Genomic DNA, 19,350 nt, shown 5'->3' with positions numbered 1-19,350 from the left:
TGATTTTTCTTGTACCGGCGGCGCCGGCGTGGAGTTCGAGCGGGAATGAGTGAGCCCAAGGGCAGCGACAGCCAGGCGCCACATGTGCCGGTGCTGCTGGCCGAGGTGCTCGATGCGCTGGCCCCGCTCGAGGGTGCGCGTATCCTCGATGGCACGTTCGGGGCAGGGGGCTACTCCCGCGCCCTGCTGGAAGCCGGCGCTTCCGTGGTGGCGCTCGATCGCGACCCCTCGGTGCTGCCGCACGCTGAGCGCCTCAGCGCCGATTTCCCGAATCGCTTCAAGTTCGTGCCCGGCACCTTTTCCAATCTGGATGAGCTGGCCGAGGGCCCGGTCGATGGCGTGGTGCTCGATATTGGCGTCTCGTCGATGCAGCTCGACCAGGCGCAGCGCGGTTTCTCCTTCATGCAGGAAGGTCCGCTCGACATGCGGATGTCGTCGGATGGTGAGTCCGCTGCCGATCTGGTGAATAGTCTCGCCGAATCTGACCTCGCCAACCTGCTGTTCGCCTTCGGCGAGGAACGCAAGTCGCGCCGCATCGCCAGCGCCGTCGTCGCGGCGCGCGCCACCGCGCCGATCGCGACCACGACGCAACTGGCGCGGCTGATCGAAAAGACCATCGGCCGCAAGCCCGGCGATGCGCACCCGGCGACCCGCAGCTTCCAGGCGCTCCGCATCGCGGTGAATGGCGAGTTCGACCAGCTGGTCGGCGGGCTGTTCGCCAGCGAGCGGCTCTTGGCCGAGGGTGGGCGGCTCGCCGTCGTCACCTTCCATTCGCTCGAAGACCGGATCGTCAAACGCTTCTTCGACCCCGAGAAGGGTGCGCCGACGCAGTCCCGCCACCTGCCGCAGGTTATCCAGGAGGCGCCGCGCTGGGCCCGTTCGGGTAAGGCGCTGAAGGCCTCGTCCGCCGAGCTCGCGCGCAATCCGCGCTCCCGTTCCGCCACTTTGCGCGCGGGGACCAGGACCACCGCTCCGGCGCGCGTCATGAGTTACGCCGGGCTGGGCGTGCCGCTGTCGCGAGGTGCCGCATGATCAAGATGCTCAACGCCGTGATGGTCTGCACCAGCCTTGTCGGGCTGGTCGGCGTCTATGCGCTCAAGTACTCGGTCGAGGACATCGCCAGCGCCAAGGTGGCGCTCGAGCGCAAGATCGACCGGCAGGAAGGCGATCTCAGTCTGCTCAAGGCCGATTGGTCGTACCTCAACCAGCCTGCCCACGTCGCGCCGATCGTCGCCCGCCATCAGGAAGCGCTGGCTCTGGTGCCGACGGCGCAGGATCAGTTCGGCCGCATGGACAACCTGCCGATGCGACCGGCCGCACCCGACACGGTAGCGCTCGACGCGCTGCTTTCCTCGCTCGATGCGGGCATCGACCCGATCGAACAGCTGATCGAGGCCAACTAGATGGCGATCATCACCGAAGGCGCCGAGACCATTTCGCTTGATGGCGGGCGGAAGGCGCGCGGCAATCTCACCAAGGCGCGCATCCGCTGGGTCATCGTGGCGCTGGTGCTGGTGTTCGCCACGGTCGGCGGCCGGCTGATCCAACTCGGCGCCACCGTCACCGATTCCACCATCGAAGGCATCGAACGCGATGTCATTACCGCCAGCCGCCCGCCGGTGCTCGATCGCAACGGGCTCGAGATGGCGGTCGATATCCGCGTCCCCTCGCTGTTCGCCGAGCCGCGTCGCATCATCGATGTCGAAGAAGCGGTGCAAAAGCTCCGGACCGTGCTGCCCGACCTCAACGAGGATTGGCTGCGCAAGCGCCTCAGCGGCGACAAGGGCTTCGTCTGGGTGAAGCGCGAGCTGACCCCGGCAATCGAGGAGAAGATCTTTCAGCTCGGCATTCCCGGGCTCGATTTCGTCACCGAAAGCAAGCGTTTCTACCCCTCGGGGCAGGAGGCGTCGCACATCCTCGGCTCGGTCAATATCGACAACCAGGGCACCATGGGCATCGAAAAGCACATGGACGACGACAGCCTGGCGCTGCTGCAGTCGATCGGCCTCGCCCGCGGCAACGAGATGACGCCGGTGAACCTCGCCATCGACCTGCGCGTGCAGCACGTGATGTACGAGCAGTTGCAGGATGCGCTGGTCCGCTACAAGGCGATCGCCGCTGCCGGCGTGATGATGGACGTGAAGACCGGCGAGATCGTCGCGCTGGCGTCGTTGCCGGATTTCGACCCGAACAACCCCTCGACCCTGTTCCAGGACTATAACGGGGTGAAGAACGACCGCTTCAACCGGATCACCTCGGGCATCTACGAGCTCGGCTCGACCTTCAAGACGGTGACGCTGGCCGGGGCGCTGGATAGCGGCAAGGTGCGCATCACCGACCAGTTCGATGCCCGTTTCGGGGTGCGCTTCGGTCGCTTCACCATCGACGATTTCCACGGCAAGCACCGCGTGCTGAGCGTGCCCGAGGTCTACAAGTACTCGTCCAACATCGGCACCATCAAGATCATGCAGCAGCTGGGCAAGGACGATTTCCGCGCCTTCCTGGGCAAGATCGGCATGGACAAGCCGGTGCCGTTCGAGCTGCCCGAAATGCGCAAGCCCAAGGTGCCGGACAAGTTCTCCGAGATCGTCGCGGCGACCTCGAGCTTCGGGCACGGCCTGTCGGTGTCGCCGCTGCACATGGTTCGCGCCGTCGCAGCCTTCGTCAACGACGGCAACATGGTGCCGCCGACGCTCTACAAGCGCAGCGAAGCCGAGGCGCGCCAGCTCTACGAGCAGGTGATTTCGCCGGGCACCAGTGCCGAGGTCCGCTACCTGATGCGGCTCAATGCGCTCGAGGGCTCGGGCACGCAGATGAACAAGCTGGCCAACGGCTACCGGGTGGGCGGCAAGACCGGCACCGCCGAAAAGGTCGTGGGAAGGACATACTCTTCGGACAAGACCTTCGCGGTGTTCGCGTCGGCTTTCCCGCTCGACAATCCGCGTTACGCCATGGTGGTGATCGTTGACGAACCGCAGGACGAAAACGCCCAGTCCGGCCATACGGCCGGCTGGAACGCCGGCCAGGTGACCGGTCGTGTGGTGCAGAGGGTTGCGCCGATGCTTGGAATCGCGCCCGACTTCAGCGAAATGTTGGATACAAGCCTTGTCCCAGTCGAACTCCGCTGAAGCCATTCGAGAAGAAAGCGTGGACGTGCCTTTCGCGCTCACAGAACTGCTGAAAGGGGCAGGAGCCCCTGAGGTCCCAGCCATCGAGGTCGAGGGCATCAATGCCGACAGCCGCGCCATCGGGCGCGGCGAGGCGTTCTTCGCGCTGCCCGGCACGCGCGTGCATGGCGATGGCTTTGCGGCGCAGGCCGTCGGCCGTGGCGCCAGCGTGATGATCAGCGATCGCCAGCCGGACGCCGACCCCGGCGTTCCGGTAGTGCTGGTCGAGGACGTGCGCGCCGCCTATGCGCAGGCCGCGGCCCGGCAATTTGCGCCGCAGCCTGATGTCGCGGTCGCCGTCACCGGCACCAATGGCAAATCCTCGATCGTTTCGTTCGTGCGCCAGATCTGGGATGCCTGTGGCATCGCGGCGGCCAGCCTCGGCACCGTGGGCGTCGAGACCAGTGCCGGCATCCGGCCGCGCGAACTCACCACCTCGGACGCACTGTCGCTGCATCGCGACCTCGGCGAGCTCAAGGCCGAAGGCATCGGCCACATCGCCATGGAAGCTTCGAGCCAGGGGCTCGACCAGCGCCGGGTCGACGGCATCCGCTTCAACGCCGTGGCCTTCACCAATCTCAGTCGCGATCATCTCGACTATCACCGCGACATGGACACGTACCGGGACGCGAAACTCCGCTTGTTCACCGACCTGATCGCCGAGGGCGGCGCGGCGGTGGTCAATGCCGACGACCCCGAGCACATGCCATTCCTGTTCGCCGCGCTCGATCGTGGCGCGACGCTGATGACGGTGGGCAAGGAAGGCGCGTTCCTCGAACTCACCGAGATCCGCAACGAGGGCTATGGCCAGCGGGTCACCGGCCGCATGGTCGGCGAGCCGGTCAGTTTCCTCTTGCCGCTCACCGGTGCGTTCCAGGTCAACAATGCCGCAGTGGCACTGGCGCTGGCCGTCGCCACCGGCGCCTCCGCCGACAAGGCGGTGAAGGCGCTGGAGCACCTCAAGGGCGCCAAGGGGCGGCTCGAGCTGGTGGCCGAGCACAATGGCGCGGCGATCTTCGTCGATTACTCGCATAAGCCCGTAGCGCTCGAGACAGCACTCGAGTCGCTCAGGCCCTATGCCAGGAACCAGTTGCGGCTGGTGTTCGGCTGCGGCGGTGATCGCGACAAGGGCAAGCGCCCGATCATGGGCGACGTGGCCGAGCGGCTGGCCGACGATGTCATCGTCACCGACGACAACCCGCGCACCGAGGACGCGGCGACCATTCGCGCCGAAATCCTCGCTGCGGTGCCCAGGGCACTCGAGGTCAGCGATCGCCGCAAGGCCATCGAGACCGGCATTTCACGTTTAGAGCCGGGCGACGTGCTGCTGATTGCGGGCAAGGGCCACGAGGACTATCAGATCATCGGCACCACCAAGCACCATTTCTCCGACCACGAAGTGGTGCTGGAGACGCTGAAAGGACTGTAGCGCCGATGCGACCGCTCTGGACCGTCGCCGAGGTCGTCAAAGCCACCGGCGGCCGGCCCGAAGGCCTGTCGGACGGCCCGATCTCCTCGATCTCGATCGATTCCCGCGAAATCGCCCCGGAGGCGCTGTTCGTCGCGATCCGCGGCGACACCCATGACGGGCACGATTTCGTGGCGAAGGCGATCGAAGCCGGCGCCACCGCGGCGCTGGTGTCGGAGGCCTATCACGCCGCGCATGGCGGCAAGAACCTGATCGTCGTGCTCGATACCCTCAAGGCGCTGGAGCAGCTTGGCATCGCGGCGCGAGCCCGCAATCGCGGCCAGATCATCGCGGTGACCGGCAGTGCCGGCAAGACCACCACCAAGGAAGCGATCCGCACCGTGCTCGCCGCCTATGGTGAGACGCACTACTCGATCAAGAGTTTCAACAACCACTGGGGTGTGCCGCTGATGCTGGCGCGGCTGCCGCGCGAAGCGCAGTTCGGGGTGTTCGAGATCGGCATGAACCATGCCGGCGAGATCACGCCGCTGGTGCAGATGGTCCGCCCGCATATCGCTGTCATCACCACGGTGGCGGCGGCGCATCTCGAGTTCTTCGACTCGGTCGCCGACATCGCCGCAGCCAAGGCCGAGATCTTCCTCGGTCTCGAGCCCGGCGGCACGGCGCTGCTCAACGCCGACCACGATCACCTGCATATCCTGTTCGCCCACGCCCGGGCGGCTGGTGTCGGCAAAGTGGTGACCTATGGCTTCGACGAGAGCGCCGACTGGCATATCGGCCGGGTCGACACCTCGGCCTCGACGACACTGGCTGAGGTGACGCACGGCGCCGACCGATACGATCTGCGGCTGCAGGTGCCCGGCCGCCACATGGTGGCGAACGCCGTGGCGGCGCTGGCGGTGGCGCAGATTTCGGGCGAAGGCACCCGCGCTGCGGTGGCGGCGCTTGCCAAGTTCGGCGCGCCGGAGGGCAGGGGGCTGACCCTGCGGTTGGGCCCCAACGCCAAGCCGCTGCTGCTGGTCGATGAGAGCTACAACGCCAACGTCGCCTCGATGACCGCGGCGATGGACCTCTATGGCTCAGTGCGTCCGCCCGATGGCCGCAAGTTCCTGGTGCTCGGCGATATGCTGGAGATGGGACCGCAGGGCCCACAGCTGCATGCCGGGCTCGCCAACGCGGTGCTGAAGACCGGCGCCACCGAGATCTACCTGGTCGGCGCGGCGATGCGTTCGCTGGCCGATGAGCTCCGGCATCGGGCTGAGAACGACCGCGACATTCCCGCTGTGACGCATATGCCGAGCGCCGAGGAGATCAGTGATACCGTGCTCTCGGCGCTTGCCTATGGCGACGCAGTTATGGTCAAAGGGTCGAAAGGCGTCCGCCTCTCACCTCTGGTGCAGAAGATCCGCGAGCGCTTCCAGAACGCCTAAAGCGCTTTCAGTCCGACGGGTGGGACACCGACAGCATGCTGTATTTCCTCGGGCAGTTGGGCGATAGCCTCGCCGCCTTCAATGTGTTCCGTTACATCACCTTCAGGACGGCCGGCGCGGTGATGACCGCGCTGTTCTTCGTGTTCCTGTTCGGCCCCGGCATGATCGCGGCGCTCCGCATCCGGCAGGGCAAGGGCCAGCCGATCCGCGAGGATGGCCCGGCCGGGCATCTGTTGACCAAGAAGGGTACGCCCACCATGGGCGGGCTGATGATCCTGTCGGCGACGGTGATCTCGATCCTTTTGTGGTCCAACCTCTCGAACGGCTATGTCTGGGTGGTTCTCGGCGTCACGGTTTCGTTCGGCGCCATCGGCCTTTACGACGATTACCTCAAGGTCAAGCGCATGTCGCATGCCGGCTTTTCCGGCCGGCAGCGGCTGATCCTCGAGGCGATCATCGGCGCCGTCGCCTGCTATTTCATCTCGGTGCTGGGCGATCCCGCCACCTCGACCTCGCTGTTCTTCCCGTTCGTCAAAGGGCTGGCGATTAATCTTGGCTGGTTCTTCGTGCTGTTCGGCGCCTTCGTGGTCGTTGCGGCCGGCAATTCGGTGAACCTCACCGATGGCCTCGATGGCCTCGCCATCGTGCCGGTGATGGTCGCGGCCGCGTGCTTCGGCCTCATTGCCTATCTCGTCGGTTCGGCCACCTTCTCGGAATACCTGTTCCTCAACCCGGTTCCAGGCACCGCCGAACTCTCGGTGGTCTCAGGCGCGCTGATTGGCGCGGGCCTTGGCTTTCTGTGGTTCAATGCGCCGCCGGCGCAGATCTTCATGGGCGATACCGGCTCGCTCGCCCTGGGCGGCGCGCTCGGCACCATCGCAGTCGCCACCAAGCACGAAATCGTTCTTGCCATCATCGGCGGCCTGTTCGTGCTCGAGGCCGTCTCGGTGATCGTCCAGGTGGTCTCGTTCAAGCTCACCGGCAAGCGCGTGTTCAAGATGGCGCCGATCCACCACCATTTCGAAATGATGGGCTGGACCGAAAGCCAGGTGGTGATCCGCTTCTGGATCATCAGTTTTGTGCTGGCGCTGATCGGGTTGAGCTCGCTGAAGCTGCGCTAAGTCACACGAGCTACCGCCGCCTTCACCTCCCCACCGGTGTCATCCCAGCGAAAGCTGGGACCCAACTCTCAGCTGGTGCGGGCGACGAAGTGGGTCCCAGCTTTCGCTGGGATGACATCGAGTATGTGGGGGAAATGCTGCCATGCTTGAACGAGATATGTGGCCACGGCGCTGACAGCCCCCCGACTCGCAAAACGCGAGTGTCGTTGCGAAGTTGGTAACCAACCGGGCGCTACAATTTGCATCTAGTTGTGCGTACGGGAGGCCGTCCCGATCAGGCGGCGTCAAAGCATGTTTTCACGCGAGCGTAAGACCCCCATCGCCGAGTGGTGGTGGACGATCGACAAGTCACTGCTTGCGGCGTTGATCCTGCTGCTGCTGGTCGGTGTGCTGCTGAGCTTTGCGGCCAGCCCGCCGGTGGCCGAGCGGCTGGGCCTCGGGCCCTGGCACTTCATCATCCGCCAGGCGATCTTCGCGGCGCTTGCCGTGCCGGTGATGATTGCAGCGTCGATGCTGCCGCACCGGGCGGCGCGCATTGCGGCGCTGGCGGTGCTGGTGGTTTCCATCGTCATGCTGTGGCTGACCTTGCGCTTCGGCGTCGAGGTCAAAGGCGCAAAGCGCTGGATCTCCATCGCCGGCAACACGGTGCAGCCGTCCGAATTCGTCAAGCCGGCCTTTGCCGTCATCGGCGCCTGGCTGTTTGCCGAGAGCATGAAGCGGCCGGGTGTGCCGGCGCGCATCATCGCCACCGGCATCATGCTGATGATCGTCGGCGGGCTGCTGCTGCAGCCCGATATCGGGCAGACGGCGCTGGTGCTCGCCACCTGGGGCGTGCTGCTGTTCCTCTCCGGCATCTCGTGGTTCGTGATCATCGGGCTGGGAGCGGCCGGCGTTGGCCTGCTGTTCGCCGCCTATCTGTTCTTCCCGCACTTTGCCAAGCGCATCGACAGCTTCGTCAACCCGGAAGGCGGCAACACCTACCAGGTCGACAAGGCGCTGAGCTCGCTGCTCGAAGGCGGCTGGTTCGGGCGCGGTCCGGGCGAGTCGCTGGCCAACAAGGTGATCCCCGACGCCCATGCCGACTACGTGTTCTCGGCCGCGGCAGGGGAGTTCGGCATCCTGTTCTGCCTGTTCATCGTGGCGCTGGTCGGCTTCATCGTGGTCAAGGCGCTGATCGGGGCGCAGCAGCAGTCGAGCCTGTTCTCGCGTCTCGCGGCCTCGACCCTGGCGATCCAGTTCGGGCTGCAATGCGCCATCAACCTGGCGGTCAATCTCAGCCTGATCCCGCCCAAGGGCATGACCCTGCCGTTCGTCTCTTATGGCGGCACCTCGATGCTCGCCATTGCCTTCGCCATGGGGCTGATGCTGGCCCTGACCCGCAAGAAGCCGGAAGAGCGCCTCGCGACCGGGCTTCCCGTCTATCGCAGCGGAGTGCTATCCCCCGCCGAATGAGCAGATTCGTCCTAATGGCCGGCGGTACGGGAGGCCATCTCTTCCCGGCAATGGCGTTGGCGCAGGAATTGCGCCGGCGCGGTCACGATATCCAGTTGATGACCGATCACCGCGTCGCCTCCTATGGCGACGGCTTTCCGGCGAGCGCGACGCATATCGTGCCCTCGGCGACGCCCTCGGTCAGCAACCCGATCAAGTTCGTGACGGCGGGGTTCAAGATCCTCGGCGGCATCGGCGTCGCCCATGGCACGCTCGGCCGGGTGAAACCTGACGCGGTGATCGGCTTTGGTGGCTATCCGGTGTTCCCACCGTTCGTCGCGGCGAGCCTCCGCGGTATCCCGGGGATCCTGCACGAACAGAACGCGGTGATGGGGCGAGCCAACCGGGCGCTGGCCAAGATGGCCAAGCTAATCGCGCTGAGCTTTGCGCGCACTCTCAAGGCCGAGGCCTTTGCCGACAAGTCGGTGCTGGTCGGCAACCCGGTGCGCGACCGGGTGCGGAACGTCGCCAAGGTGCCATATCCCGATCTCGAGGCCGGTGGCTCGATCCGGCTCCTGGTGTTCGGCGGCAGCCAGGGCGCCCGGGTGTTTGCGGATCTGGTGCCTCCGGCGATCGCCGAACTGCCGCCCGAGATCCGCTCGCGGCTGCGCGTGGTGCAGCAATGCCGGGCCGAGGATCTCGACCGCGTCGCCGAGACCTACCGGCAAGCCAAGGTCAATGTCGAGCTCGCCTCGTTCTTCGACGACCTGCCGGAGCGCATGGCCGCTTCGCACCTCGTCGTCTCGCGCTCGGGCGCTTCGACCATTGCCGAACTTACCGCCATCGGCCGGCCGGCCATCCTCGTGCCGCTGCCCGGCGCCATCGATGCCGACCAGAAGAACAACGCACTGGTGATGGAGGCTGCCGGTGGCGGCTGGATCGCCGAGCAAGCCACGCTTACGCCACTATCGCTTGGCACTCGCTTGGCATCACTTCTGGGTGACCGGGATGTGCTGCAGCGGGCCGCAGCTGCGGCCAGATTGCTGGGCCAGCCCGACGCCGTCACCAAGCTCGCCGACGCGGCAGAACGCCTCGCGGCCAAGGGGAACAAACCACAATGAAGATGCCGCGCAACATCGGACCGGTGCACTTCGTCGGCATCGGCGGCATCGGCATGAGCGGCATCGCCGAGATCCTGCACAACCAGGGCTATAAGGTCCGCGGCTCGGACAGCGCCGAGAACCCCAACGTGCAGCGGTTGCGCAAGATGGGTATCGAGGTGGAGATCGGCCAGAGCGCCGACAACCTCAAGGATGCGGCCGTCGTCGTCATTTCCTCGGCGATCAAGAAGGGCAACCCGGAACTGGCCGCCGCCCGGGCGCGTGGCCTGCCGGTGGTGCGCCGCGCCGAGATGCTGGCCGAGATCATGCGGTTCAAGAACGCCATCGCCATCGGCGGTACGCACGGCAAGACCACTACGACGACGCTGGTGGCGACGCTGCTCGATGCGGCGAATTACGACCCCACCGTCATCAATGGCGGCATCATCAATGCCTATGGCACCAATGCCCGCCTCGGCGACGGCGAGTGGATGGTGGTCGAGGCCGACGAGTCTGATGGCACCTTCGTCAAGCTGCCGGCGGACGTGGCTATCGTCACCAATGTCGATCCCGAGCACCTCGACTATTACGGCGACTTCGACAAGGTGAAGCAGGCCTTCATCAACTTCGTCGAGAACGTGCCGTTCTACGGCTTTGCCGTGATGTGCCTCGATCACCCCGAAGTGCAGGCGCTGGTCGGGCAGATCCGCGATCGCCGCGTCATCACCTATGGCCGCAACCCGCAGGCCGACGTCCGGCTGGTCGATCTCGAAAACCATGACGGCGTGCAGCATTTTTCAGTCGAGATCCGCGACCGCATCCGGATGACGCATCTGAGGATCGACGGGCTCGAGCTGCCGATGCCGGGCGAGCACAACGCGCTCAACGCTACGGCGGCGATCGCCGTCGCCGACCAGTTGAAGGTGCCGGCCGAGGCGATCCGCAAGGGTCTCAAAAACTTCTCCGGCGTGAAGCGGCGCTTCACCAAGACCGGCACGGTCGGCGGCATCACCATCATCGACGATTACGGCCACCACCCGGTGGAGATCGGCGCGGTACTGAAGGCGGCCCGGCAATCGGCCCGGCGCGACGTCATCGCCGTGGTGCAGCCGCACCGCTACTCGCGCGTCCACGACCTGTTCAACGAATTCGCCACCTGCTTCAACGATGCCGACACGGTGATCGTCGCACCGATCTATGCGGCGGGCGAAACGCCGATCGACGGCGTGACGCACGAAGAGCTGGTCGCCCGCATCCGGGCCCGCGGTCACCGCGATGCGCGGGTCATCGATCGGCCGGAAGCCCTGGCGCCGCTGATCGCTTCGCGCGCCGCCGAGGGCGACTATGTCGTGCTGCTCGGCGCCGGCAACATCACGCAGTGGGCGGCCTCGCTGCCCGCCGAACTTGGCGCCCTGATCGGCAAGGAGCCTGAGCTCACATGAACGTTCATGTCCCCCAGTGGCCTGACCTGCTTCCGACGCTCGGCAGCTGGACCTCCGAGGTCCGCGGCCAGCTGATCGCCAACCAGCCGCTCGACGAGATGACGACGCTCAGGGTAGGGGGGCCGGCGCAGCTGTTCTTCCGCCCGGTCGACGAAGCCGACCTGGCGTTCTTCCTCAAGCACCTGCCGGCGGAGATCCGCGTCACCGTGGTCGGGCTCGGCTCGAACCTCCTGATCCGCGATGGCGGTCTCGATGGCGTGGTGATCCGGCTGCCGGCCAAGGGCTTTGGCGCCATCGATATCCTCGATGGCCACCGGGTGCGGGCCGGCGCCGCGGTGCCGGACGTGAAGGTCGCGACCGCTTCGGCCGAGGCGGGCATTGACGGGCTGTGGTTCTATCGCGGCATCCCCGGCGGCATCGGCGGGGCGCTCTACATGAATGCCGGCTGCTATGGCACCGAGACGCGCAACCGCATGGTCGAGCTGCGTGCCGTGACCCGGCAGGGCGAGATCATCACACTCACCAACGAGCAGATGGGCTACCTCTACCGCAAGTCGAACGGCCCGCGCGGCGCAGTGTTCACCTCGGCCACCTACCAGGGCTTTGCCGGCGACTCGGAGAAGATCCTCACCGAGATGCGCACCGTCACCGAGCGGCGCGAGAGCACGCAGCCGACCCGTGCCAAGACCGCCGGCTCGACCTTCAAGAACCCCGAGGGACATTCGAGCTGGAAGGTGATCGACGAGGCCGGTGGCCGCGGCTTCACCTTCGGGCGAGCGCAGATGAGCGAGATGCACTCCAACTTCCTCATCAACATGGGTGAAGCGGATGCGTTCGAGGTCGAAACCGTCGGCGAGTCGATCCGCCAGAAGGTGCGCGACAAGCACGGCATCGAGCTGAAGTGGGAAGTCCGCCGCATGGGGCATTTCGTGCCCGGGCGCGAAGTGCGCGAGTTCATGGACGGGGCGCCGTTCACGGGAGCGGTTTAGTGACCGCCGTTCTGCCGGTGCTCGCTGACCCCCACCCCTGTCCCCTCCCCGCAAGGGGGAGGGAGATGCTCCCGACCAATCATCATCGCCTCACCTACGGAGCATGCGGCTCCATCGTCCCCCTCCCCCTTGCGGGGAGGGGACAGGGGTGGGGGTCCACAGTCACCGGCGTCCGAGAGATCACTCCATGACCAAGCACGTCGCCGTCCTGATGGGCGGCATTTCGAATGAGCGGTCGGTGTCGATCGCCTCGGGCACCGGGTGCGCCCAGGCGCTGCGGAATGGCGGCTACCAGGTCACCGAGGTCGATGTCGGCTACGATATCGCCGAGGTCCTGCGCGAGCTGAAACCCGATGTCGCCTTCAACGCGCTGCACGGCCGCTATGGCGAGGATGGCACCATCCAGGGCGTGCTGGAATTCCTGCGCATTCCCTACACGCATTCGGGCGTGCTGGCTTCGGCGCTGGCGATGGATAAACACCAGGCCAAGATCATGTTCAAGGCGGCCGGCATCCCGGTCACCGATCACACCATTGCCAGCCGGGCGGAAGTCGCGCGCGCCCACGTCATGGCGCCACCCTATGTGGTGAAGCCGATCGCTGACGGTTCGAGTCTGGGCATCTTCATCGTCAAGGCCGACCAGTCGCACCCGCCGCAGGAGCTGCTGCGCGAGGACTGGAACTCGGGCGAAGAGGTGATGGTCGAGCGCTACATTCCCGGCCGCGAGCTCACCTGCGCGGTGATGGGCGACGTGGCGCTGGGGGTGACCGAGATCGTTACCGACCTCAGCTTCTACAATTATGAGGCAAAGTACGCCCATGGCGGCTCGCGGCACGTCATTCCGGCTGAAATTCAACCGAAAATTTACGACAAAGTGCAGAAGATGGCGCTTAAGGCGCATGCTGCGCTTGGGTGCCGGGGCGTGTCGCGGAGTGACTTCCGCTACAACGACCAGGCAGGGCCGGACGGCGAGCTCGTCTGCCTCGAGATCAACACCCAACCAGGCATGACCGAAACGTCACTGGTTCCCGAACAGGCCCGCCATGCCGGCCACTCGTTCGAGGAGCTGGTTGCCTGGATGGTGGAGGATGCGAGTTGCAACAGGTAGGGGCTAAGAGTTTCGCCAACGCCCAGCCTGTCGATCCCCGTCATTTTCCTGTTCCACTGCCCCGCACCGGCCGGCGTGCCTTGGTCAAGGCCAGCCATGTCTGGGTGCTGCACAAGCAGGTCATTACCCGCATCGTCGGGGCAGTCCTCGCGCTGCTCGTGGCGTTCGGCCTCTATGAAGCGCGCGATGTCATCGGCTCGGCCGGTCTCACCGCCTACCGGTTCGTGCAGGGCGAGTTCGCCCAGGCCGGCTTCGGCATCGATGCGATCGAGATCACCGGGCAGACGCTGACCGACGACAAGGACATCATCACGCTGTTGACCGTCGGCACCGGCAATTCGACGCTGACCTTCGATGCGCAGAAGGCGCAGGCGCGACTCGAATGGCTCCGCGCCGTGAAATCCGCCACCGTCCGCAAGGTCTATCCCAACCGGGTCATCGTCTCGATCGTCGAGAAGGTGCCGGTGGCGCGCTGGCGCATCGGCGACACCACCTGGCTGATCGACGAGACCGGCAAGAAGATCGGCACCGATATCAGCTCCTATACCGACCTGCCGCTGCTGATCGGGGAGGGGGCCGGCGATGACGGCGTCGCCATGGTGCGGGTGCTTGCCCGTCACGAAGGGCTCGACGACCAGCTCGCCGCGCTCAGCCGGATCGGCGATCGGCGCTGGGATCTGATCTATCGTAATGGCCTCCGCGTGCAGCTGCCCGAGAGCGGCGTAGCGCAGGCGCTCGACCAGCTCGAAATGTATCAGACCGATTATGCGCTGCTCGAGCGCGACGTGTCGGTGATCGACCTGCGCGTTCCCGGCATTGTCACCCTCAAGCCCGGTGAGATCGCTGCGGCGCAGATCGCCGAAGCGAAGGGCAGCAAGGGCAAGAAGCCCGCCAAGAAACCCGCGAGCGCCCCGGCGGCGACCGCTCCCGCTGCGGCGCCACAGGCCGCGGCTCCCGTCGTGCCTGTAACTCGGACTCAGTAAGACCATGATGACCGATGCCCTGACCGCGCGGCTCAAGCCCGTACAGCCCGGCCGCACTTCGCTGGTGACGGTGCTCGATATCGGTTCGACCAAGATCTGCTGCGTCATCGCGCGATTGGTGCCGCGCCCCGAGGGCAAGTCGCTCAGGGGCCGGACCCACAATGTCGAAGTGATCGGCTTCGGCTATGGCCCGTCGTCGGGCATCAAGAGCGGTGTCATCACCGACCTCGACAAGGCCGAGCAGGCGGTGCGCACCGTGGTCGGCATCGCCGAGCGCGCTGCCGGCGTCACCGTGCAGTCGGTGATCGTCAACGTCACCGCCGGCCGTCTCGGCTCCGAAACCTTCTCGGCGGGCGTCAACCTTGGCGGCCAGGAAGTGGAACGCGCCGATATCCAGCGCGTGCTGCGCGCGGTCAACGAGCGCTCCGTCCGCCCCGAGCGCTCGATCGTCCACGCGCTGCCGATCGGCTATGCCCTCGATGGCCAGAAGGGCATCAAGGATCCCAAGAACATGGTCGGCGAGAAGCTGTCGATCGATGTCGCGGTGGTCTCGGCCGAAACCCTCGCCATGCGCAATATCGAGCTGGTGCTGCACCGCTGCCACCTGCAGATCGAAGCGCTGATGGCGACCCCATATGCCTCGGGCCTTGCGACCCTCGTCGATGACGAGAGCTCGCTGGGCGTTGCCTGTATCGACTTCGGTGGCGCCACTACCACCGTTTCGGTGTTCTCCGAGGGGCAGCTGGTCTATGCCGACGCCATCGCCATTGGCGGGCATCACCTGACGCTCGATATCGCGCGCCAGCTCTCGGTCGGCATCGCCGACGCGGAGCGACTCAAGACCATGTACGGCTCGGTGCTGCCGGGCCAGACCGACGAGCGCGACATGATCGCCATCACCCCGGTCGGTGCGACTCGCGACGAGGCGCCGGGGCAGATTCCGCGTTCGCACATCACCCGCATCATCCGTCCGCGTGTCGAGGAAGTGCTCACCGCCATCAAGGATCGCATGCAGGCGACCGGCATGATGGATATCTGCGGCCGCCGATTCGTCCTGACCGGTGGCGCCAGCGAGCTCACCGGCCTGCCGGAAGTGGCGCGCCGGGTGCTGGCCCGTAACGTCCGCAATGGCCGCCCGATGGGGATTTCCGGCCTGCCCGAAATGGCCAAGGGCCCGGGATTCGCGACGGTTGCAGGGATGCTGATCTATCCGCAGGTATGCGCCCAGGAGTTCGTCGAACCGCATCGCGCCGCCCGGCTTACCGGCACCGACGGCTATTTCGCCCGGGTCGGCAACTGGCTCCGCACCAGCTTCTGAGTCTCGGGGCGCTCCCGGCCGCGACGCCGCCGGGCGCCCCTCACCTTCATGCTTAACGTAACGTATCCAAACGCTTAGCCTGGCTTGCAAATTGCCATCACGTTAACGGTTTTGAGGGCATTGTTAGGGTCTGGTTAACGAATTGGCGACTAATACTGGTCTCACACGCCACGCATGGGGCCATTCATGACCATCAACCTCACCATCCCGGACATTCAAGAACTGAAGCCGCGCATCACCGTGTTCGGTGTGGGCGGGGCTGGCGGCAACGCGGTCAACAACATGATCGCGTCGGGCCTTTCCGGAGTGGACTTCGTCTGCGCCAATACCGACGCACAAGCCCTGGCGCTCTCGAGCGCGCAGCGGATCATCCAGCTAGGCGTCTCGGTCACCGAGGGTCTCGGCGCCGGCTCCCACCCGGAAGTGGGCAGGGCGGCCGCTGAAGAGAGCTACGACGAGATCAACGATCACCTGAGCGGCGCGCATATGGTGTTCATCACCGCGGGCATGGGTGGCGGCACCGGCACCGGCGCTGCTCCCGTGGTGGCTCGCGCAGCCCGCGAGCAGGGGATCCTGACCGTCGGTGTGGTGACCAAGCCGTTCCAGTTCGAAGGCAACCGTCGTTCACGTCTGGCCGAAGACGGCATCGACGAGCTGCACCGGCATGTCGATACGCTGATCGTCATCCCGAACCAGAATCTCTTCCGCGTTGCCAACGAGAAGACCACCTTCGCCGACGCCTTCAAGATGGCGGACCAGGTGCTCTACTCCGGCGTCGCCTGCATCACCGACCTGATGGTCAAGGAAGGTCTGATCAACCTCGACTTCGCCGACGTGCGCGCCGTGATGCGCGGCATGGGCAAGGCGATGATGGGGACGGGCGAGGCTTCCGGCGAGGATCGGGCGCGGCACGCCGCCGAGGCGGCGATCGCCAACCCGCTGCTCGACGACGTGTCGATGCAGGGGGCGCGTGGCCTCCTGATCTCGATCACCGGTGGTCCGGACCTCACCCTTTACGAAGTCGACGAGGCGGCAAGCCGCATCCGCGAGGAAGTCGACTCGGATGCCAACATCATCCTCGGCGCCACGTTCGATCCGGATATGACCGGCACGATCCGTGTCTCGGTCGTCGCCACCGGCACCGACGCGACGATGGTCCAGGCGCTCGAGCCGATGAAGGCCAACCCGGCGCGCGTGCCGCTGCAGGCCGCGGTGATGCGCCAGGCCATGCCGGAGCGTGTTGCGATCGCCGAAGCTCAGCCGGAGCCCGAGTTCGAGACTCAGGTGGAGCAGGCCGTCGCCGAGGCGATCTCCTACGCCGAGCCGGCTTACCAGGAGTACCAGGAAGACGACGGCATCACCGTCGAGCCGTACATCCCGCAGGCCAGCCACACGCATCTCGAAGAAGCGCCGCGACTCATCGAGGCACCGATTCCCAGCGCCTATGTGCCCTCCAGTGCCGAGCGCCCCGACGGTCAGCGCCGGATGCCGCGCACCGAGGAGTTCCCGGCTGTTGCAAGGCAGTCACTCGCGGCGCAAGAAAAGCAGGAACCGGAGCCGCGCAATGCGCGTGCGCTGTTCAAGCGGCTGGCCTCCAATGTCGGCATTAGCCTTAAGTCGAACGAGCCGGCGCGGGCTGAGCCGGCGGTCGAGCCGAGCGCCGACGACGCCGCTGCCCGCAGCGCCATCGAGGCCGGAGGCGCCCGGAATTCGCGGGTTTCCGGTGGTGCTGAAGGCGCCCGCGGCAATGCCGACCAGTACGGTCGCGTACAGTCGCAGCCGGCTCAGAAAGAGCACATCGAGATCCCTGCCTTCCTCCGCAAACACGGCTAATAGCCGCGGGGGAAAGCCCGAATACACGCCCCCGGCGCGGCTTCCGCGCCGGGATTTTATTGTCTATGACTGCACCGGGTCGCAGACGGGGCTGGAGTCCTTAGAGCATGCATAAACTTTCGGCGCGGCAGCGGACTTTGGCCGATGCGCTCGAATTCAGCGGTTTCGGTGTTCATTCCGGCGCCCCTGTTACCCTCACTCTCGAGCCTGCTGCGCCCGATAGCGGTTATACCATCACGCGCCTGCTCGATGACGGCCGCCGTCACGGGCCCGTGCCGGTGCACTTTTCCCGCGTGACGCGGACGACGCTGTGCACCACGCTCGACCTTGGCGACAGCGTGTCGGTGGCGACCGTCGAGCATGTGGTTTCGGCGCTTTCCGGTATGGGCGTCGACAATGCCCACATGGTGCTGACCGGCGGCGAATGCCCGATCCTCGATGGCAGCGCCTGGCCGTTCGTCGAGGCCATCCAGCAGGTCGGCCTGATGGTGCAGCCGGCGCCGCGCCGCTACATCAAGATCATGCGCCAGGTGCTGGTACGCAACAACGAGGCCTCGGCCGCGCTTGAGCCCTATAACGGCCGGCTGCTGGACCTCGAGATCGACTTCGACAGCCGCGTCATCGGCCGCCAGCGGATGATCTTCGACTGGACGCCGCGCAAGTATTTCGAGGACGTGTCGCGGGCCCGCACCTTCGGGTTCGTGCGCGATGCCAAGATTCTCCGCCAGGCCGGCTATGCGCTCGGCTCCTCGATGGAAAATTCGATCACCGTGCACGAGGATCGGATTCTCAATCCGGGTGGCCTGCGCTACGAGGACGAGTTCGTCCGCCACAAGCTGCTCGACGCCATCGGCGACCTGGCGCTGTGCGGGCTGCCGATCTACGGTCGGTTCCGTTCCTACAAGGGTGGCCACGCCCTCAATGCCCTCGTGCTGCATGGGCTGTTCGCCAGCGAAGCCAACTACGAGATCGTCACGGCGGACCAGCTGCCGGCGGCGTTCGACGCGCTGGATGACATGCCCGAAGGGCTCAATGTACAATCGTACCTGCGGTCGGTCGGCTGACAGCCAGCGCCACAGTTTTGATTTCTTTTGTCAGTAGTTCGCCTGCCGTCTTAGGGTAGTGCGTTAAGGGATGGGGCAGGTCGTGACGATCTCTCAGCATGCAGGTATTTCGAGCCGGTTCGCACGTTTCGTGCTGATGGGCGCTGTCGTGGTGCTGCTCGCCGGCTGCAACCTGTTTGGCCAGCCCAAGATCAAGGAAGAGGCCATCGTCCCGCCCGAGACCCTGTACCAGCAGGCGCTCTCCGAAATGGATGCTCAGCGCTACGTCACTGCCGTCAAGACGCTGGAGAAGCTCGAGCGTCAGCACCCGTTCTCGGAGTTCAACGAGAAGGCCAAGCTGATGCAGGTCTACGGCAACTATCGCATCGGCAAGTTCGAGGAGGCGATTCTCGCAGCCGACCGCTATGTCGCGCTCTACCCGGGCTCCAAGGAGCTGCCTTACGTGCTCTACCTCAAGGGCAACTCGTATTTCGGCCAGATCAAGGACATCACCCGCGATCAGCAGATCTCGAAGAACGCCATCGAGACCTACTCGATGATCATCGCCAACTATCCTGACAGCAAGTACGCCAAGGACGCGCAGGAGAAGATGGTGGTCGGCGTCGACCAGCTTGCCGGCAAGGAGATGTCGGTCGGCCGCTACTACCTGGGCAACGGCAACTATCCGGCCGCGATCAACCGCTTCCGCGTGGTGGCCGAGCAGTTCCAGACCTCGACCCATATCGAAGAGGCGCTGTTCCGCCTGACCGAAGCGAACCTGGCGCTCGGCCTGATCTCCGAGGCGCAGACCGCGGCGGCCGTGCTTGGCCACAACTATCCGCAGAGCAGCTGGTACAAGCAGGCATTCGACCTGCTCGCCAAGCAGGGCATCTCGCCACAGGTGAACGCCGGCAGCAGCCTCGCGCAGCTGAAGAAGAGCTAAGGCGAAAACAAGC

Annotated in this window: 16 protein-coding genes; all 16 read left to right on the top strand. The window is 65.6% G+C overall.

Going from position 1 to position 19,350, the window contains the following annotated elements; genetic code table 11:
- The first annotated feature begins 45 nt into the window (after positions 1–45).
- The 16 genes from rsmH to ASC68_RS13635 all read left to right on the top strand — a co-directional run bounded on the left by rsmH (position 46) and on the right by ASC68_RS13635 (position 19,337).
- The gene (gene rsmH, locus ASC68_RS13710; RefSeq protein WP_055880146.1) at positions 46–1,032 is read left to right on the top strand and encodes a 16S rRNA (cytosine(1402)-N(4))-methyltransferase RsmH; all 987 of its coding nucleotides are present in this window, start codon (positions 46–48) and stop codon (positions 1,030–1,032) included.
- Positions 1,029–1,403, top strand: a complete 375-nt coding sequence (locus tag ASC68_RS13705; RefSeq protein ID WP_055880145.1) for a hypothetical protein — start codon at positions 1,029–1,031, stop codon at positions 1,401–1,403. The genes rsmH and ASC68_RS13705 overlap by 4 nt, the downstream gene beginning before the upstream one ends.
- Positions 1,404–3,128 (top strand): penicillin-binding protein 2, encoded by a 1,725-nt coding sequence (locus ASC68_RS13700; RefSeq protein ID WP_055880141.1) that lies wholly within the window; start codon positions 1,404–1,406, stop codon positions 3,126–3,128. It abuts the gene before it with no gap.
- Between the two features lie 19 nt (positions 3,129–3,147).
- Entirely contained in the window at positions 3,148–4,596 is a 1,449-nt protein-coding gene (locus ASC68_RS13695; RefSeq protein ID WP_349236242.1) for a UDP-N-acetylmuramoyl-L-alanyl-D-glutamate--2,6-diaminopimelate ligase, read from the top strand.
- A gap of 5 nt (positions 4,597–4,601) precedes the next feature.
- Positions 4,602–6,026 (top strand): UDP-N-acetylmuramoyl-tripeptide--D-alanyl-D-alanine ligase, encoded by a 1,425-nt coding sequence (gene murF / locus ASC68_RS13690; protein WP_055880137.1) that lies wholly within the window; start codon positions 4,602–4,604, stop codon positions 6,024–6,026.
- A 35-nt stretch (positions 6,027–6,061) separates the two neighbouring features.
- A complete protein-coding gene (gene mraY, locus ASC68_RS13685) occupies positions 6,062–7,147 on the top strand; it encodes a phospho-N-acetylmuramoyl-pentapeptide-transferase (RefSeq protein WP_055880134.1) in 1,086 nt (361 codons plus the stop codon).
- Positions 7,148–7,438: 291 nt separating this feature from the next.
- Positions 7,439–8,599, top strand: a complete 1,161-nt coding sequence (locus ASC68_RS13680) for a putative peptidoglycan glycosyltransferase FtsW (RefSeq protein ID WP_055880132.1) — start codon at positions 7,439–7,441, stop codon at positions 8,597–8,599.
- Positions 8,596–9,699 carry an undecaprenyldiphospho-muramoylpentapeptide beta-N-acetylglucosaminyltransferase gene (gene murG, locus ASC68_RS13675; RefSeq protein ID WP_055880129.1) on the top strand — a complete coding sequence of 368 codons (1,104 nt, stop codon included), beginning with the start codon at positions 8,596–8,598 and terminating at the stop codon, positions 9,697–9,699. Before ASC68_RS13680 ends, murG begins: the two co-directional genes overlap by 4 nt.
- Positions 9,696–11,120: a UDP-N-acetylmuramate--L-alanine ligase gene (gene murC, locus ASC68_RS13670; protein ID WP_055880127.1), complete on the top strand. Its 1,425-nt coding sequence runs from the start codon at positions 9,696–9,698 to the stop codon at positions 11,118–11,120. The genes murG and murC overlap by 4 nt, the downstream gene beginning before the upstream one ends.
- A complete protein-coding gene (gene murB / locus ASC68_RS13665; protein ID WP_055880124.1) occupies positions 11,117–12,109 on the top strand; it encodes a UDP-N-acetylmuramate dehydrogenase in 993 nt (330 codons plus the stop codon). Before murC ends, murB begins: the two co-directional genes overlap by 4 nt.
- 187 nt (positions 12,110–12,296) lie before the next feature.
- Positions 12,297–13,217 (top strand): D-alanine--D-alanine ligase, encoded by a 921-nt coding sequence (locus tag ASC68_RS13660; RefSeq protein WP_055880122.1) that lies wholly within the window; start codon positions 12,297–12,299, stop codon positions 13,215–13,217.
- Positions 13,218–13,297: 80 nt separating this feature from the next.
- Positions 13,298–14,200 carry an FtsQ-type POTRA domain-containing protein gene (locus ASC68_RS13655; RefSeq protein WP_055880119.1) on the top strand — a complete coding sequence of 301 codons (903 nt, stop codon included), beginning with the start codon at positions 13,298–13,300 and terminating at the stop codon, positions 14,198–14,200.
- A 4-nt stretch (positions 14,201–14,204) separates the two neighbouring features.
- Positions 14,205–15,518 carry a cell division protein FtsA gene (gene ftsA / locus ASC68_RS13650; RefSeq protein ID WP_055880115.1) on the top strand — a complete coding sequence of 438 codons (1,314 nt, stop codon included), beginning with the start codon at positions 14,205–14,207 and terminating at the stop codon, positions 15,516–15,518.
- A gap of 186 nt (positions 15,519–15,704) precedes the next feature.
- Complete coding sequence (gene ftsZ / locus ASC68_RS13645) at positions 15,705–17,351, top strand: cell division protein FtsZ (protein ID WP_055881230.1); 1,647 nt, start codon at positions 15,705–15,707, stop codon at positions 17,349–17,351.
- Between the two features lie 107 nt (positions 17,352–17,458).
- Positions 17,459–18,415, top strand: coding sequence for a UDP-3-O-acyl-N-acetylglucosamine deacetylase (lpxC, locus tag ASC68_RS13640; protein ID WP_055880114.1), 957 nt, complete (start codon positions 17,459–17,461; stop codon positions 18,413–18,415).
- A gap of 82 nt (positions 18,416–18,497) precedes the next feature.
- Complete coding sequence (locus tag ASC68_RS13635; protein ID WP_197421218.1) at positions 18,498–19,337, top strand: outer membrane protein assembly factor BamD; 840 nt, start codon at positions 18,498–18,500, stop codon at positions 19,335–19,337.
- The last annotated feature ends 13 nt before the right edge of the window (positions 19,338–19,350 follow it).

It is taken from the genome of Devosia sp. Root105, from assembly GCF_001424865.1.
Lineage (GTDB): Bacteria > Pseudomonadota > Alphaproteobacteria > Rhizobiales > Devosiaceae > Devosia_A.
The sequence above is the reverse complement of the archived record's forward strand: the minus strand, read 5'-3'. Positions and strand labels throughout refer to the sequence as shown.